This is a genomic window from Mesorhizobium sp. P160187, from assembly GCF_057766425.1.
The window spans coordinates 1069659-1086636 of sequence record NZ_JBYMDX010000005.1 but is presented as its reverse complement, the minus strand read 5'-3'; the positions used below and the strand labels follow the sequence as shown (position 1 = coordinate 1086636).

The 16978-nt window shown below is 61.1% G+C and carries 15 protein-coding genes; 6 read left to right on the top strand and 9 right to left on the bottom strand.

Going from position 1 to position 16978, the window contains the following annotated elements; genetic code table 11:
- The first annotated feature begins 191 nt into the window (after positions 1-191).
- A complete protein-coding gene (locus tag AC3CCE_RS30035; protein WP_352510841.1) occupies positions 192-932 on the top strand; it encodes a sulfotransferase family protein in 741 nt (246 codons plus the stop codon).
- A 22-nt stretch (positions 933-954) separates the two neighbouring features.
- Here AC3CCE_RS30035 and AC3CCE_RS30030 read toward each other — a convergent pair whose 3' ends face one another.
- The 4 genes from AC3CCE_RS30030 to AC3CCE_RS30015 form a co-directional block, all read right to left on the bottom strand.
- Positions 955-1143 carry a hypothetical protein gene (locus AC3CCE_RS30030; RefSeq protein ID WP_352510842.1) on the bottom strand — a complete coding sequence of 63 codons (189 nt, stop codon included), beginning with the start codon at positions 1141-1143 and terminating at the stop codon, positions 955-957.
- 285 nt (positions 1144-1428) lie between these two features.
- A complete protein-coding gene (locus tag AC3CCE_RS30025) occupies positions 1429-2133 on the bottom strand; it encodes a Crp/Fnr family transcriptional regulator (RefSeq protein WP_352510843.1) in 705 nt (234 codons plus the stop codon).
- A gap of 171 nt (positions 2134-2304) precedes the next feature.
- Positions 2305-2478 carry a hypothetical protein gene (locus tag AC3CCE_RS30020; RefSeq protein WP_023754596.1) on the bottom strand — a complete coding sequence of 58 codons (174 nt, stop codon included), beginning with the start codon at positions 2476-2478 and terminating at the stop codon, positions 2305-2307.
- Positions 2479-2619: 141 nt separating this feature from the next.
- Positions 2620-2775 carry a DUF1127 domain-containing protein gene (locus tag AC3CCE_RS30015; RefSeq protein ID WP_023671409.1) on the bottom strand — a complete coding sequence of 52 codons (156 nt, stop codon included), beginning with the start codon at positions 2773-2775 and terminating at the stop codon, positions 2620-2622.
- A gap of 760 nt (positions 2776-3535) precedes the next feature.
- On the opposite strand from AC3CCE_RS30015, the gene AC3CCE_RS30010 reads away from it, so the two are divergent.
- Positions 3536-4372 carry an SLC5/6 family protein gene (locus tag AC3CCE_RS30010; RefSeq protein ID WP_352510844.1) on the top strand — a complete coding sequence of 279 codons (837 nt, stop codon included), beginning with the start codon at positions 3536-3538 and terminating at the stop codon, positions 4370-4372.
- Between the two features lie 318 nt (positions 4373-4690).
- On the opposite strand, the gene AC3CCE_RS30005 is transcribed toward AC3CCE_RS30010, so the two are convergent.
- Complete coding sequence (locus AC3CCE_RS30005) at positions 4691-5758, bottom strand: M35 family metallo-endopeptidase (RefSeq protein WP_352510845.1); 1068 nt, start codon at positions 5756-5758, stop codon at positions 4691-4693.
- A 269-nt stretch (positions 5759-6027) separates the two neighbouring features.
- Between AC3CCE_RS30005 and AC3CCE_RS30000 the strand changes: the two genes are divergently transcribed.
- The 4 genes from AC3CCE_RS30000 (at position 6028) to AC3CCE_RS29985 (ending at position 11976) form a co-directional block, all read left to right on the top strand.
- A complete protein-coding gene (locus tag AC3CCE_RS30000; RefSeq protein ID WP_023831038.1) occupies positions 6028-6654 on the top strand; it encodes a nuclear transport factor 2 family protein in 627 nt (208 codons plus the stop codon).
- Positions 6655-6702: 48 nt separating this feature from the next.
- Positions 6703-8661 (top strand): hypothetical protein, encoded by a 1959-nt coding sequence (locus tag AC3CCE_RS29995; protein ID WP_352510846.1) that lies wholly within the window; start codon positions 6703-6705, stop codon positions 8659-8661.
- Between the two features lie 97 nt (positions 8662-8758).
- Entirely contained in the window at positions 8759-11842 is a 3084-nt protein-coding gene (locus tag AC3CCE_RS29990) for an ATP-binding protein (RefSeq protein WP_155921577.1), read from the top strand.
- A complete protein-coding gene (locus tag AC3CCE_RS29985) occupies positions 11839-11976 on the top strand; it encodes a hypothetical protein (RefSeq protein WP_155921578.1) in 138 nt (45 codons plus the stop codon). The genes AC3CCE_RS29990 and AC3CCE_RS29985 overlap by 4 nt, the downstream gene beginning before the upstream one ends.
- Before the next feature lie 94 nt (positions 11977-12070).
- Here AC3CCE_RS29985 and AC3CCE_RS29980 read toward each other — a convergent pair whose 3' ends face one another.
- The 4 genes from AC3CCE_RS29980 to AC3CCE_RS29965 all read right to left on the bottom strand — a co-directional run bounded on the left by AC3CCE_RS29980 (position 12071) and on the right by AC3CCE_RS29965 (position 16754).
- A complete protein-coding gene (locus AC3CCE_RS29980) occupies positions 12071-13054 on the bottom strand; it encodes a substrate-binding domain-containing protein (RefSeq protein ID WP_023689831.1) in 984 nt (327 codons plus the stop codon).
- 120 nt (positions 13055-13174) lie between these two features.
- Entirely contained in the window at positions 13175-14227 is a 1053-nt protein-coding gene (locus AC3CCE_RS29975; RefSeq protein ID WP_023735417.1) for an ABC transporter permease, read from the bottom strand.
- Complete coding sequence (locus AC3CCE_RS29970) at positions 14227-15744, bottom strand: sugar ABC transporter ATP-binding protein (protein WP_352510847.1); 1518 nt, start codon at positions 15742-15744, stop codon at positions 14227-14229. Before AC3CCE_RS29970 ends, AC3CCE_RS29975 begins: the two co-directional genes overlap by 1 nt.
- Positions 15741-16754, bottom strand: coding sequence for a LacI family DNA-binding transcriptional regulator (locus tag AC3CCE_RS29965; protein WP_352510848.1), 1014 nt, complete (start codon positions 16752-16754; stop codon positions 15741-15743). The genes AC3CCE_RS29970 and AC3CCE_RS29965 overlap by 4 nt, the downstream gene beginning before the upstream one ends.
- Between the last annotated feature and the right edge of the window lie 224 nt (positions 16755-16978).

Below are 16978 nucleotides of genomic sequence, written 5' to 3'. Positions count from 1 at the left end.
GGCTGACCTATTATCAGGCTCCCTCACCCGCGGGAATAGCCAGACCGTCATTCCGCGTGGCCCAGACGAAAAAGCAAACACATTTTGGCCGCTGCACAGGGAAAATTGTTGCGCGCCGAGGGGCGCGGATGCAACCTCGTTCCGAGCGGACCGGCATAAAAAGAAAAGCGGTCTCAACCAGGGGGGATAAAATGGCGCTTGAACTCATCGGGGCCGGATTCGGCCGCACCGGCACATGGTCGACCTTTGCCGCGCTGAACAGGCTGGGCTTTCCCAGCTACCACATGCAGGAAGTCATCCTCAACAAGGCCAACAAGGGCCATCTCGACTTCTGGCGCAAGGTGGCCAACAGCCCGCCCGGCAGCCAGCACGACTGGACCAGAGTCTTTGCCAATTACAAGGCGACGGTCGACAATCCGGGATGCTGCGTGTGGCGCGAATTAATGGCCGCCTATCCCGACGCCAAGGTGCTGCTCACCCTGCATCCGCGCGGCGCCGAGGCCTGGTACGACAGCACCATCGACACCATCCACTTCACCGAGACATTGTGGCAGTTCAAGGTGCTGGAATGGCTGACGCCGTTCGGCCGCAAATTCGGCGACATGTCGCACAGGCTGATCTGGGGCCGCACGCTTGCCGGCGTGATGGACGACCGCGCCAAGGCGGTGGCGCGCTACAACGCCTATACCGAGGAGGTGATAGCGGCCGTGCCGCCGGAGAAGCTTCTGGTGTTCAAGGTCAGCGATGGCTGGGCGCCGCTCTGCGGCTTCCTCGGCGTGGCGCTGCCCAACGAGCCTTTCCCCAACCTCAATGACCGCGAAAGCGTCAAGAAGATCATCCGCGACATCATCAAGGGCAGCTACATCATGCTGGGGCTGTCGGTGGCGGCGGTGCTTGCGGCGATCGCGGCGCTGTGGTGGTGGCTGGGGTAGCCGCCGGACCGTCAGGATATTGCTACTTGCGCGTGATCCAGCCGAGCAGATCCGGCTCGACGTCTTCGTGGTCGGTCAGGTCGCGAACCAGGGAGGCGGCGAGCGCGCGCCACCGCTTTTCCGGGACATTGTCTTCCATCACCGATTTGATGAAGGCGGCGCGCAGGATGTCGCAATCGAAGGCGGATACATCGAAAAGCAGTTCTGCCATTTCGGGTTTCCCCGTTCACATCGGGCGCGCGAGCCTGTCGAAGCCTCAGGCGCCAGCGCCCCATGTACATGGTCGACGACAGCAGATTCATACTCTTGCGGAACCAAGGTTCAACACAATTCGATTGTACGGTTTTTACCAAGCGATTGCGGTTCGTTGCCCGCTTTTGCGCCGATGCTAGATTTGCCGGGCGGCCTCTCCCCAGACGGCCGCAAATGGCCGGCGCGGCTCTGGCAACATGCTTTCACCGGCATTCGCGTCGGCCATTTCCAGCCCGTGCCAGGCTCAGCCCAGCAGGCGTTCGTATTCGGCCTCGGCCTGGCCGTAGAAGCCGTCGGCGACGGCGATCAGGCCATCCCGGTCGCGAATGACGATCTCGCCGCGCCGCGACCGGATCAGGCCGCGCCCTTCTAGGATCTGCAGGCCGATGGTGACGCCGGGACGCCTGACGCCGAGCATGACGGACAGGAACTCATGCGTGATCTGGATCTGGTGGCCGACCACCCTGTCGTCACACATCAGGAGCCATCTGGCCAGCCGATCCTCGAGCTTGGCGCGGGCATTGCTCAGCGCCGTGGATTTGGTCTGGCCGTGCAGATAATGGGCATAGCGGAGCAGGAAGGCGCGAAGCGTCGGGCTTTTCTGCAGCGCTGCCTTGAACGGCTCGGAATCGATGCACACCGCCTCGCCCGGCATCTGCATGTAGCAATCATGGGGCGCCCAGTCGGCGCCCATCACCAAAGCGGAACCCGACATGCCTTCATGGCCGATAATGCCGACCTCGGTGTCGAGGCCCGGCCGGTTCCTCGCCACCACCGAGGCCAGGCCGCTTTCCAGGAAGCAGACCGAGGCGACCGGCTCGCCCGCCACTTCGAGCGGGGCTTTGAGATCGAGCACACGATGGTGCAAATGCGGCGCAAGCAGTGCGAAGTCGGCCGGGTTCATGCGGCGCAAAAGGCCGCTTTTCTCCTTGCTGACCGACTGGTCCATCGCTCTCTCCCCAAGGGCAAGAGCACATGTCATCTCCCAGCCGTCGGCGCCCTGCCCAAATGCAAACGGTCATTGGACGATAGCTGACTCGGATTCAGCCATTGTACTTCGTACAAAACCGACAAATCAGGGGCGACGCCCCATCAATCAATCCAGCAGCTTGTTCCTGGATCAGCGCTTCGGGCGGTCAGCCGCAACCATGCGCGCTTCGCGCACGATGGAGGGGCGATCGTTGCCGATCAGCGATGCGATCTCTTGTATCTGCTGCTCGGAGGCCCCGGTTTCCCGCGCCAAGGCCGCGAGCGCCTCGGCGCTCAGACCGGACTGTCTCGGTTGCTCCGCCATGGCTCCAATGCCTCCTGTCGGGGCAGGAGTGCGATGGTCGCTCCCAAGCGTCAGCGCCCATTGATGTGGCCGACGATGCTATACTGTACGCTTCCGAACAATCGATGGCGAGCGATATATTAGCGACGCTGGGATGCGGCCCTAGAACGGCAGCCTTATCTCGTCGATCGACCTCGACTCCGTCCAGCCAATGTCTTTCTGGATCTCCGTCGGCAGCGCATTCAGTGCGCGCACGGTCTTCCTGTGCTTGCTGGCGCGCGCCAGGGCAGCGCGAATTCTGCTGAGACTTTCAAACATCGGTTACCTCCATGCAGCAGCAAAGCGCTGCCTTAGGCCCGCTCTTGCACGGCCTCTGTAACCGATCGATTGCGCGGCAACGGTGAAGCGCTTCACAAACCGATGCCGGCCAGAAACATTTGTATACAAATTAGTTGCGCTCCCGCGGTGGCGTGATCCGACCCATGGCAGGGCGATCGCATATGGCGCTCCCTCGGGTTCGGCGACCCACCTTCCCTCCGTCGGCGCAAGGCGATCACATATGAGTTCTTACGAAGAGGACCCCCACCCTAACCCTCCCCACAAGGGGGAGGGAACGCTGCCGCAAGCCACCCTTTCTGGCGTCGAACCTAGGCGATTTGCGGCGATCGGCGCCTACCAAGTCTCCCTCCCCCTTGTGGGGAGGGATTAAGGGTGGGGGTATTCGTAGAGCGCAAACCTGTCATATGCGATTGCCCCGCTCCGCGGAGGGAGAGGAAATGCCAATCACCGAGGTCGCGGCCTTGATGGGCTTGGGTTCCTCTCCCCATGGACATGGAGGAAATGGCCGCGGCGGACGGAGTGGGGCTGGCGCCGCCTTATGCGATTGCCCTGCCCTCCTCCGCACCATCGCCCGCATCCTCGTCCGCCGCCTCGGCTATGGACGAATCCCATCATGGGCAATAAGGATGGGGTCTGCCGTGGCGCTTTCGTGCCGGGGCAGGCGACGTTCGATCAATGACGCTGCGCCGGGCGCCTTTGACGCCGCCCCGCAAACGTGTCGATACCGGGGGATCTGGTCATGACCGACAACAAGCCGACCGTAGACGTTACCAAGGACTGGCAGGCAACGCAGGGCCAGAAGTCCGGGGCCACGCGGCTGCGCCTGTTTGCCGTGCTGTCGTGGGTCATCGCCATTGGCGGCGAGATCGCCGGGATCGTACTGCTCTACAAGCACAAGTTCGACCAGGGCAACCTGCCGCTGCTGATCGGCATCCTGGTCGGGATCGCGATCTTCGCCATCGCCGGCAGCCTGCTCTGGAAGGCGGCCAACCGGAAGGACCCGGCCCGCGAATCCGACACGTTCCGGTTCTTTGTCCAGAACCAACTCGGCGCGATCATCACGCTGATTGCCTTCCTGCCGCTGGTTCTCTTGATCCTCAACGACAAGACCATGGACCCGAAGAGCAAGAAGGTGGCCGGCGGTATCGGCGCCGTGCTCGCCGTGCTGGCGACGCTGATCGGGGTCAGCTACCAGCCGCCATCGGTCGAGCAGTACACGCAGGACATGAACACCTGCGCGGAACAGATCAAGGCGGGGCAGCCGACCACGGCCTGTTCGCCCGAGGTCGCCGCCCAGGCGCAGGCGATCGCCACCGACTCCACCACGGTGGCCGCGGCGACGAAGGACGCGGCACACCCCAATGGCCAGGATATCGTCTACTGGATCGCGCCGGAAAACGGCGCCGCCAAGTCCGACACCGAGCATGTCTTCCACCTCTGCGCGGCCGTCAGCCCGCTGAAGGACAAGACCGTCAACAGCGGCTCGGTGACGGAAGCCTACGCCCAGAACGCCATCCGCATCACCAAGCAGATCGAGATGGAACAGAAGCAGTGCGGGTTTACGGCAGCGCCGTGAATCGGCCAGGGTTTGGCGCGCGCAGTGGATCACTGCCAAACCGGTCCAGTTCGTGTTGTCCGCATTAGCATGCGCGCCCAGGACTTCGATCCTACATTTCGGAGCCAGCCGGCGGGCGGCTTGCCAAATCCTGACAGGACGAGACGAAAGTTGAATGTCGCATTTTGGCCGAGAGCGACCGGACCGCTTTCGGTGTGCGGGAGCGATAGCGGACATTCACCATGCGATCGCAATGTTTCCGGCCCTCGGTGATCTTTTCTCGTTTCTGATGGCAATACGGCACCCGTATCCACGCTGGATCAGTTGCCTGGGTGTCCCTCACATCGGAAGATCCGGGTTGTTCTCCGCAAAGTATTCATGACTATCGGCATTTTCTGTGGCTTGCGGGGGGTTTTCAACCGCGAGTAGCTTGGCGGTATTTTGACCACCAGAGGAATAGTCGTCTGTGAAGACGACGACCTCAAAGTGACTAATTTCGTGTACAATCGTTCCAGATCTTGAATCCGTTCCTTTCAGAGCGGCTGACCAGAACTTTTGACAAACAAAGATATTATAAGGTTGACCACGGAACACATACGCATAAACTCCCGGTCCGCAGACGCTGCCGTGACATCCAAACGATATTGCTTTGTTTGCAAGAGCATCCGCAATCTTCGAGAAATTTCCAGTGGCCTTCGCGTACAGTCCTACGGTATGCGCCCCAAACCATGTCAGATATCGTTGGGAATTCGGTTGCTGGGCAGAAGGCGTGCCCTGCAAAACCTGCAGGGCAGCCGAGGCTATGTTGTTTGCTTCAGCCAGCGCAGCGCCAATATCGTCCTGTTGAGAGCTGTCACACTGGTCGAATTTGGGTGCCGAGAGCGGTATCCGTTCCGGAGGAATTCGACCGGATAGAAGCCTGAACGTGACGGCGTTGCTCAGAACCTGGGCGCGTCTCAGGGCACCTTGAGGGCCAACCAGCAGACCCACTCTCTCTGTATCATAGGTAACCGCATAGATCCCTGCTTCATAGATGGCGTAGTACAATGACAGATCGACGGGCACCGAAATCGATTGTCCGGGTTCGATATTGATAAAGTCAGCCTCGGTCGGTTCTGCTCGCTTCACCAAAGGGCCAATATACTGAATTGGCTGCGACCCTCTCGCTACTGAAAAAATCTCGCCCGAGACGCCGTCGATCGGCGTGGTCCACCTGAGCAGTCTGATCGGGCTGCGTGACCGGTTCGTGAGAGTAAAGTCAATAATTAGCGGGGTATCGTTTCCAAAAGAAGTCAGGCGCGATTGCAGAACTATCTCAATTTCCTGATTCTGCTGCGCAAACGCCAAAGGAACTATACTAAAAAGGGCTGAAATTAGAAACACCATATTTCGAACAATGTTTGGCATTTTTTGCTCCTGTGTAACCACGACTAGAATCTATTGTTTCGCCTACGTGAGCTTTTATTTTGCTAACGCATACCAGGATCACCCACAGCTGATCTGGCAATCAGGAATGAAATTGCTGCAGACAGGGGAGTACCACTTACCACAAATTCACAAATTCAGGAATACGACATCCCCGGCCTGCAATGACATCGATTTTCACTGGCGCCTTTTTTGGCGTGGTATAAGATGAACCGCTACTTTCCCATCAAGCTCCATCCGAGGGGGCCATTATGAGCGAGCGTTGGAAAGGCTTAATAACAGTCTGCGCGATTTTGAGGTATTTTGCCCTGGCGTATGGGTTCTGTTTTGCTTTCAGCGGCACTGCTTTGGCTGATTCATGTGGAACAGAGGCTACTCATGGCTGGAACGTCAATAATAATCCTCCGGCCGAAGACCGTCAGGCAATCCAAGATCTTTTGTCCCGCTACGCCTGGACGATCGACGAAAAAAATGCAGCCGCGTTCGCCACCCTCTTTGCGGAACCTAAATCGTCTTACTATGAGATTTGCGATGCAGGCAGCAGTGTCCTCGAGCTGACACTCGACCTTGGCCCAGAGTCGGCACATGATCTTCTCGTGCAAATGAAAATAATAGTTAAGAAACTGGAAACCGATAAACTCCAGACCCGGCATCTCGTGACCAACACCTTGTTCGACGTGGTTAACGACAAGACGGTGAACACCAAATCGATAGTCCTTGTGACAATGCAGGACTCCCACTCTTCGGCACCGAGTCTTGACTATTCGGCGGATGCCCGCGCGTCTGTTGTAAAGGGCGATGACGGCATGTGGCGATTTCAATCGCTTACTGTCCACGCTGACTATGACGCTGGCTCTGTCGCAGCGAAGAAGCGATGACGCCCAGAGATCGGCCATGGGTTCACTGGCACGCTCCATTGGGCTGAGATGCGTGCTGTTGCGCTGATCGCTGCTGTCCTCGGCGTTGCGTTTCTCCTGTTGTCCGGGACGATCGGACATGAAGCTTTCGTGTCGACGCCGCGAGCCGGCGAGAGGCAAGGCTCCAATCAGGCCGACATGATTTGCAGCAAGGCGGGCAACTGCGCGGCGTCACCATTGCCACGCAGTTCCGCTTTCGAGCCGCTGCGCCCTCGCAGCGTCGCTTTCGCTCCCGCTGAACTCGATGGGAAGGCGTTCGCCGAAGCCGTTACGCGATGGAACCCTGACATCTTTTGGGCGCCGGCCTCAAAGAGCACCGACGTCATAACGAGGTCTGGCGATGAAGCGCGGGCGGTGTTCGGTCCTATTCCAGAGGGCGATTGCGGCAGCCCACAGATGAAGGTCATCCCACTGGAAGTTGATGGCAATGTCGTCGACCTCAAGCCCAATCCGACAAAACCGGGCTCTCCGCTGGAGTTCGAGCACAGCAATGAGAACGGAGAGGTGGTGAAATGGACGGCGACATTGCCCAGATGCGACAAGCCTTCGCTAACTGGCAGCTCAACCTACTGTGGGCTGAACTCACGTGCAGTAAGGGTCGTGCGCGGCAACGTGGAATGGCTGTTCCTCTGCAGAAAGTCCAATATCAGCCACGAGGTCAGCACCGATCCCTACTGGACACGGTCGGATCCGAGATTTTCCGTCTTCGGCACCATCGGGTTCAATCGGAAATCCGGAGAAATCATCTTCTTCGACGGCCGCAAGGACCGGAGCGAGTTCGATTGGTCAAAGCCCTTCGTTCCGCCAGGCGGGCGCAACTATTCCGATGACATCGGAAGGGTTGCGGCGGAGAAAATCTATGACCGGACGTTCCAGATCTCGTGCCATGCATGCCATGACAACAAAAGCCCCTATGTGATAGATCCGCACATTGAACAGAGCAGGGTCGGTTTCCGTTCAGCCCGCGATTCCAAATCGACCGCCTTCAGCCTGGGAGATTTTCTACCGCGCCGACCGCGGTTGCCGGGCGCGCCGTTCCGCGTGGTCGGCTCCGGTTACACCGGCACCTATCCCAATGAACTTAGCCAAGCCAGGACGGTCGAAGATCCGACCGGAAACTGCACAAGCTGCCACACGCTTACCACACAAATCACCGGCCGCCGTTTTGCCGCGGACGCAGTCGGGTACGAACCGGCGGTCACATCGCCAACCTGGGTCCAATTGCTCGAGCTGCACGAGGAACAGACCGTCTACGCCGGCATAGAAGCACATCGCACGGACTGGGCGATCGGCAGCAGCGGCATCCATCCCTGGATGGTGCCGGGGTCCGGCAATGACCTGTCCTCAGGAACGCCTCGATTGAGCTTGGAAGACTGGCGCAAGCTGAGCGACTGTCTGTGGGGAGCCGGCGGTCCTGAGTGTGGCTACCGCCCACTCTACACGCGCTGCCCGGCGCCAGAAGCGCAGGATGAAGGCTCTTCGCTTGCCGATGCCGAGATTCGGGTTTTGCCTCCACCGCCCGGAGAGGACGTCAGGACGCGTGTCCTTCGCTTAAGCTGGACCTTTCGCAACAGCTACGGTGGTGTTCCCGAGCGCGACGATATCAGGATCAATGTGGCAGTCAGCGCGGGCACGATTCCGGCAAACGGGGATCCGCCGCAAAGTGGCGAATATCCAAGCATCGAGCAGGCAAAGGGCATCAGCGTCGAGGCTATCTCCGGTCCAGTCGGTTCAGCCGGCTCCAGCTTGTGGATCGAGAACGTTTCGTTTGCTGGTCACAAGAAATGGAGCGATCCAGCGCCGTCGATGTCGCCGCGCACCTTCCAGATCGATCTGCCCGGTGAATGCAACCGACGCACCTTAGTTCGTTTGGTGCCCAAACGGTTCTGCTTCGACCAGAGCCAAGCGGCATTTAGCGAGGCAGACCATTTGATCTACGCCGATGTTCAGTGTGGCGAGCCTCAATGAACCACCTGACGCGATCGAAAGCGACTGGTGAGCACCGGGATTTGCGATAACATGACTGGGTGCTACATGGTCGCCGCACTAAGGAGGGTCCCGGAGCGTGACCACGCCGGTTCCATTGGCTAGCCCCATTTTGCCCGGCAATCCGGCGAAACCTGTTGCGGAACGGCGTTATCTCACCATCCTGTTCTGCGACATGGTGGGGTCAACCGAATATGCCGACCGCCTGGATCCCGAGGATTTCCAACACCTGATTGAGAGCTTTCTACAGACCTGCAGCAGCGTCGTCCGGCGCCGCAAGGGCGTGACGGCTAGTTACATCGGCGATGCTATTCAGGCCTATTTCGGCTATCCAACAGCTGGTGAGGACGACAGCGAGTTCGCGGTGCTGGCCGCGCTCGAGATCGTTGATGCGGTGGCCACCATCTCCGCAAATCTGGGATATCCGTTGCAAGTGAGGATGGGTATCGCGAGCGGCCAAGTCGTGGTGGGTGAGTTCGTCGGCGCACCGAGCGGTGTATCCACCGTCGCCTTCGGTCACGTCGCGCATCTAGCGGCACGGCTGCAGGTACTGGCCAAGCCGAATACGATCCTTGTCGACGCGGCGACCTTCGAGGCCGCAAGCGGCGCGGTTGATTTCACCGGGTTCGGCAAACATGAGCTGAAGGGATTCGCCGCGCCAGTCCAGGTTTGGCAGGTGCAAAGGGCGCGCATGGTGCCGACCCGCTTTGCAAAGCGGGCGCGTATGACCAAGCTGTGCGGCCGCAACGCCGAATTGCGACTGCTGATGGAGCACTGGGAGACTGTCGTGCGCGACAGGCGTGGCAATGCAGTGTTGGTCTCGGGGGAGTCGGGAATCGGCAAGTCCCGGTTGCTCAACGAAATCCAGCAGCGTCTGCGCAGCTTTCCGCAACTGACCATGCAATGTTCTCCGACCTTTGAGAACAGCACCCTTTATCCATTCCTCGCAGAGTTGCAGAGGATTGCAACGATCGAGGACGGTGACTCAACGGAAGAAAAGCTTCGAAAGCTCCGCAACGGATTGTCGATAGGCTCGGTGTCCAGCGACATCGCGCTGGCGATCTTCTCAGGCCTGCTCGGGATGCCGACGACAATGCCGGACAGGCTTGAAGGGACAAGTGCCGAACGACAGCGCAACATTGCCGAGCAAGCATTCATCGATCTGGTCAGTTATTTGGCGCGAACTACCCCGATCCTGATCTTGTTCGAGGATGAGCAATGGGCCGATGCGACCTCGCGCGACCTTCTCGAAAAAATCGTCGCCAGCCTGGCTTCGACACCCGCCCTCTTGCTTGTGTCGAGCAGGAACAACGCAAGCGTTCCATGGGTCGACGGCCCTGACGGGCACCATATCAGGCTTGAAGCGCTCAGCCGAGCGGACGCTGAAGCGATTGTCCATGACATTAGTCCGAATGCGCTCGCTGCTGACGTAGCAGCGGTGCTCGATCGCGGTGAAGGCGTCCCGCTCTATATCGAAGAGCTTACTCGAAGCGTGGTCGAAACAGGGTTGCGCCTAGACGTATCGCAGCCCAAGCGTCTGTCACTCACGAACAACATTCCAAACTCTCTGCAGTTCTCGTTGCTTGCCCGTCTCGACAGGCTGGGGACCGCCAAGGAAGTCGCGCAGGTCGCGGCGGCGATCGGCCGCGAATTCGATTTCGACATGCTGCGCGAAATTTGTGATTGGCCTGAAGCGGAGTTGCGCGCTGCGGTTGGTGAGCTGATGCGCACAGGGCTGATCGTAGCCGAGCGAGGGACGGCCGGAGCAGGCTTTTCGTTCACCCACGTGCTGCTCCAGCAGGCCGCTAGAGGCACGATGCTGCACGAACGTGCGCAACAGATTCACAAATCGATTGCCGAATGGATCGAGCTGCGCGACCCCAACGCGGGCTTTGCCTATCCCGAAGTGCTCGCTGAGCATTTCGCCGACGCCGGTCTGTTCGATCGCGCCGCTGACTACTGGCTGCAGGCAGGGCTGAAGGCCGCCAAGACTTGGGCGAAAGTTGACGCAGTGCGTATCTTCAGGAAAGGGCTTGAAGCAGCGAAACTCTTGCCTGACTCCGACGATCGTAGCCGCAGGTTGCTTCGCTTCGAACTGGAACTGGGCGACGTTCTGTACGCTGCGCTCGGCTACGTGACGGGCGAAGGCAGTGCCGCGTATCAGCGGGCCATAGCGCTGAGCGGGAAGCTTGGCGAACTGGAGGCGACGATTAGGGCACTCGACGGGCTTTTCGGTACCCATTTCAACTCGGGCCAGTTTGGTAAGGCCCTCGCGGCCAGTGATGAATTAATTCGAGTCGGCGAGGAGGGCGGCTACCTAAACGCGCTCGTTATAGGTCTGCAGTTTAAGGGCATGAGTCTGTTCTGTCAGGGTGAGTTGGCGGAGGCTCGGCAATATCTTGAGCGCGCTCTCAGCCACAAGGGCAGTGCAGACGAGGTCGGCAGCGACTTTCCGAGTATGGCCATGATCTACCTTTCGTGGACCTTGCATATTCTGGGGTATCGCCGTCAAGCGCTGAAACTCTACCTCGAGGCGGAGGCGACCGTTCGGCAGCAATCCGCCTATCGCTTGGCCGCCTGCTTGGGAAACGGGTGTGTGTTGTTCGCCTTCCGCGAAGAGAGCAGGGATATCGCTCGGCTGGCGGATGAACTTCTGCCATTAGCGCAGGAAAACGGTTTCAACCTCTGGACACGGGTGGCGCGCTTTTTTGGTGGCTTGGCTGCATCAAGCCTCGATGACAGTCTGGTGGGAAGCCATATGATGGCATTGACCGAGAGTGACCTTGAAGATCAGGAAGTCGACAAATCGTGTTATTTAGGCTTACTGGCCAAAGCTTTCATTAACTCTGGACAATTCGATATAGCGGCAGAGACCGTCGAGAAAGGTCTGCGCGAGGCCGAAAAGATTGGCGAGCATTACTTTACAGCTGCCTTGCTTCGCATTCGCGGCGAGATCGAACTTGCAAATGGAGTCGGAGACAGAGCGGCAGAGGCTTCTTTCCGCGAGGCTATTGCCTTTGCGCGGCAGCAGCGCGCTAGGAGTTGGGAGTTGCAGGCGACCAATAGTCTGGCAAAGCTATTGCGGTCACAGGGTAGATTCGAAGAGGCGCGTGCGGAATTGCGGGAGATCAACGATTGGTTCATCGCAGCAGACATTGAGTGATTAACGACGCATCACGTTCTGCCGGCAATCTCGACGAGCGCGGATTCGGCAACATCACGATCCCCGGCGCAGCCGCAACTTACGGTTTAAAGCAGACCAACGTCCGCTTACGGGTAGCGATGGCATTGATCTGAAGGCCGGCAGCGGCCATTCACCCGTAGCTCGCCGCAACGCAACAAGGCCCCTCCTGGGGCCTTGCTTTCAACCTCAGTGCTGAGCGTAGCCCCCTCACTTCCCCATCAGCTGCTTGGCATTCTCGGCCGTGATCGCGGTGGTTTCCACCGTCACCGTCTTGTCCACCTCGGTGGCGCAATCGAGCAGGATCTTTTTCGACATCTCGATCGCTTCCTTGGCGCCCGTCGGGTAGGTGAAGGTTGCGACCCAGTCGCCCTTGGCCACGGCTTCGATGCCGCCGGCCGGGCCCGGCAGGCCATCGGTGCCGATGATCTTGACGTCCTTGCCCGCGCCCTTGGCGGCGAGCAGCGCGCCGGCGGCCATCATGTCATTGGAGGCGTAGAGCACCTTGATGTCGGGGTGCGCCTGCAGCATGGCGGCGAAGGCGACCTGCGCCTTGTCCGGCACCCAGTCGGCGGCCTGCTCGGCGACGATCTGGACCTTCGGGTTGCCTTTCACGCCTTCCTTGAAGCCGTTGAGGCGCTCCACCGCCGGCGTCGAGCTCGGCAGGCCTTGCAGCACGGCCGCCTCGCCGCCATCGGGCAGCAGGGTCTTGGCGGTGTACTTTCCGGCTTCCTCGGCGATCTTGAAATTGTCGCCGCCGATGAAGGCGGTGTAGTCCTTGCCCGGGTCGCCGACCGTCTTGCGGTCAAGCTCGATGACCGGGATGCCGGCATCCATGGCGCGCTTCACCGCCGGCGTCAGCGGTGCGGCCTCGAAGGGCGAGATCAAAAGGATATCGACCTTCTGGGTGATGAAATTGTCGACCTGCGAGGTCTGCGTGTTGACGTTGCCGGCGCCGTCGGCGATCTGCAGCGTGAAGCCAGGCACTTCCTTGGCCGCCGCCTCCAGCTCGTCATTGACGTGCTGGCGGTAGGGCTCGGCATTGTTGGCCTGCGAAAAACCGATGACGAACTGGCCGTCCTTGGCGCAGGCTTTCACCAGCGGCTCGGCGGCGTAAGCGGAGCCTGCAATGCACAGGCCGGCGCCTGCCAGCAGCACGGCCTTGAGGGTCGATCCTCTTAGTGTCGTTTTCATAACTCACTCTCCTCCTCGTCCGGCCGGGGGGCCAGACCTTGGTTTGACGTTCACGTGTTGCCGTCTCCTCCTTGTTTGTTTGTGCATGTCGTCATCGCAAAACCTTTTGCGCGACATGCACTAACGACCCAACCCCTCGCGGCGGCGAACGAGGGATTGAAGCACTGCCGCCAGGACGATGATCGCGGCGGTCGCGAGCAGCTGCATGGCGGGCGTGATGTTGTTGAGCTGCAGGATGTTGGCGAGCGCGCCCAGCATGATGGTGCCGGCAACGGTGCCGACCATGGAGCCGGCGCCGCCGAACAGGCTGGTGCCGCCGATGACCACGGCGGCGATGGCCGTCAGCTCATAGCCCATGCCGTCATTGGCGCTGCCGAAATTGAACTGGCCGGCATGGACGATGCCGGCAAGGGCGGCGGCAAAGCCGGTGATGGCGTAGACCGAGATCTTCACCATCGACACCGGCACGCCGGATATGCGCGCGGCGCGCTCATTGCCGCCGACGGCAAAGACATAGCGGCCGAAGCGCGTGGTGTTGAGCACGATGGTGGCGATCGCGGCAAAGACGACGAACACAAGCGTCGCCACCGGCACGGTGTTGTTGAACAGCCGCTCGCCCAGCACGGCGAACACCGGCGGCGCCAGGCCCGGCCCTTCGCCATAGGAAATGTTGATGTACTGATTGCCGGAGACGACCAGCGCCAGCCCGCGCGCGGCCTGCAGGCCGGCCAGCGTGACGATGAACGGTTCCAGCCGAAAGCGGGTGGAGATGGTGCCCTGGATGGCGCCGAAGAAGATGCCCAAAGCGAGCACGGCGAGGATGGTGGGGATCAGGCCGAAGCCGCCGGAGATCATCATCGAGGCGGTGACGACGCTGGACAGGCCAAGCACCGCGCCGACCGACAGGTCGATGCCGGCCGTGATGATGACGAAGGTCATGCCGATGGCGATGATGCCGGTCTCCGACACGGCGCGCACGATGTTGGCGATGTTGTCGGGGTTGAGGAACAGGATTTCGCCGTGGCGGCGCGGCGAGAAGATGATGCCGCCGATCGCCACCAGCACCAGGCCGATCAGGCTCTGGAAGCGCACGATGAGCGCCAGCGGGTCGCGATGCTTTTGAGGCGCCGCCATCACCGGGCTCGCTGCCACTGGGTTGTTGTCCTGAGACATCAGGCCTCCCTGCCGTTAGCCGCGGCCAGCACCGTGTGCTCGTCGACGCCGCCCAAAAATTCCGCCACATTGCGCCCCTGGCGCAGCACCACGATGCGGTCGCACAGACCGATCAGTTCCGGCATCTCGCTGGACGCCACCAGAATGCCGAGCCCTTGCGCGGCGAGTGCCCTGAGCCGCTGGTAGATCTCGCCCTTGGCACCGACATCGACGCCGCGCGTCGGCTCGTCGAGCAGCAACAGGCGGGGGTTGCCGAGGATTTCTTTTGCCAGCACCACCTTCTGCTGGTTGCCGCCGGACAGTGCGCCGACGGCGATATCAGGGTTCTTCGGCCGGATGTCGAACTGACCGAAGGATTCCTTCACCGCCTCGGCCTGGCGGCGCGGCGAGACCAGCCAGTTCGGCGAGATTCTGGATATGACCGACATCACCAGATTGAGGCCGACCGCCATGCGCAGCATCAGGCCCGAGCCCCGGCGATCGTCGGTGACGAAGGCGATGCCGGCGTGGCGGGCAGCACTGATCGAATCCAGTTTCACCGGCTTGCCCGATATGGCGACCTCGCCCTCCCAGCGGCCGGACAGGCCGGTGCCGTATAGCGCGGAGAGCAGTTCGGTGCGCCCTGCCCCCATAATGCCGGCCAGGCCGACGATCTCGCCTTCATGGACATCGAGCGAAACACCTTGCGGCGCCTGCCAGCCGGCGCTGCCGCGGGCGAGCTTGAAGCTGGCGTTCCTCAGGCTGAGCAGCGGCTTGCCCGCCGCTTTGGCGCGTTGGGGATAGAGTTCGTCCAGCGGACGCCCGACCAGCAGCCGCACCAGCTCCGCCTGCGGCGCGTGCGGCTCGGTGATGCCGGCGACGCGGCCGTCGCGCATCACCGTCACCCGGTCGGCAATCCCTGGCACTTCCTCCAGCCGATGCGAGATATAGACGATGCCGACGCCGGTGGCTGCGAGTTTTCTCATGATGTCGAACAGCCGCTCGACTTCGCCGACGGTAAGTGCGGCCGTCGGCTCGTCCATGATCAGCACGCGCGAGGCGTAGGACAGCGCCTTGACGATCGCCACCACCTGGCGCTGGCCGATCGACAGGTCCGCCACCATGGCGGACGGATCGATGGCGATCTCGATGGCTTCCAGCCGCTTCTTGGCCTCGCGGCGCATTGCCGGCACGTCGAGGAAGCCGCCCGGACGCATCAATTCGCGGCCGAGGAACAGGTTGGCCGCGACATCCAGCGACGGCACCAGGTCGAGCTCCTGGAAGATGGTGGCGATGCCGGCCGCTTGCGCCTCACGCGGGTTGTTGAAACGCACGGGTTTGCCGTCGATCTCGATGGTGCCTTCGTCCGGCGTGTAGACGCCCGACAAAAGGTTCATCAGCGTCGACTTGCCGGCGCCGTTTTCGCCGAGCAGCGCGTGGATTTCGCCGGCCTTCAGGTCGAAGTCGACGCCGCGCAGCGCCTGCACGCCGCCGAAGCGTTTGACGGCGCCCGTCATCACCAGAAGCGGGGCGGTCATGTTAGCCTCGTGTGGGTCGGCCTCCCGCAGGAGGCGCGCACCCGCAGAGTCGCCTGCAGCCGCACCGAACGCGGCGCGGAAGCGGTCGCCGCGATGCGGGCGCTGAGCAGGGCCGCGGCCTGCCTGCCTATCTCGGTGCAGGGCTGCGCGACCAGCGTCAGGCGCGGCTCGAAACAATCGGCCCATTCGAAATCGTCGAAGCCGGCCAGCGACAGATCGCCCGGAATGGTGAGGCCTTTTTCGCGGATGGCGCGGACGGCTCCGATCGTCGTCATGTTGTTGCCGGTGACCAATGCGGTTGGTGGCGACGGCAGCGACAGGATGGCGTGGGTGGATGCGGTCGCCGCCGCCGTGTCGACATTCTCGGCCGAGAGATATCGCGGCACGCTTTCAAGTCCATTGGCGGCGAGCGAAGCCTGGAACGCCTCGATGCGCTCGCGCGTCGTCGTCAGGCCCGGCTGTCCGGCGATATAGCCGATGCGCTTGTGGCCGAAGGAGGCGACATGGTCGATCAGCGCGCGCATCGACGTTTCGTTCTCGACGCCGATCTGATCGAAGCGCTCGTCGGCGAAACGGTCGATCAGAACGCATGGCATCTTCTTGTCGGCGAGGTAATCGATGGCGCGCTGCGGCGAGCCCGACGGGGCCAGGATGACGCCGTCGACGCGGCGCTGATGGAAAGCGCGCACCACCTGCAGCTCGCGGTCGGGATCTTCCTGGGTGTCCGACAGGAAGACCATCAGCCCGAGCCGCGCGCATTCGGCCTCGACCGCGCAGATGATGTCGGTGAAATAAGGGTTGGAGATCGCCGAGATCGCCAGGCCGACGCTGTTGGTGGTCGAGGCCTTCAGTGAGCGCGCCAGCTCGTTGGGCTGATAGCCCATCGTGGCGATGGCGTCGTTGATCAGCCTCGCCTTTTCCAGCGAAACGAAGCGCGTGTTGTTGACGACATGCGAGACGGTCGACACCGACACACCGGCGCGCCGCGCCACTTCAGCCATTGTCGGCAAGACATATCAGCGCCTGCAAGCGCTCCTCCCTTATGCGTTTCCCGTCCGCTCTGATGGCGGATTTCAAGGGAGCTTAGGATGATCGAAACGTTTGCGCAATCGATTCGATGCAAATTTTTAGCGGGGCTTATCTCCCCCCTCGAGGGGGAGATGTCGCCGAAGGCTACAGAGGGGGTCGCCGCGCGTGAAGCGCCAACCTTCCATCTGCAGCAAGGACGTCGAGC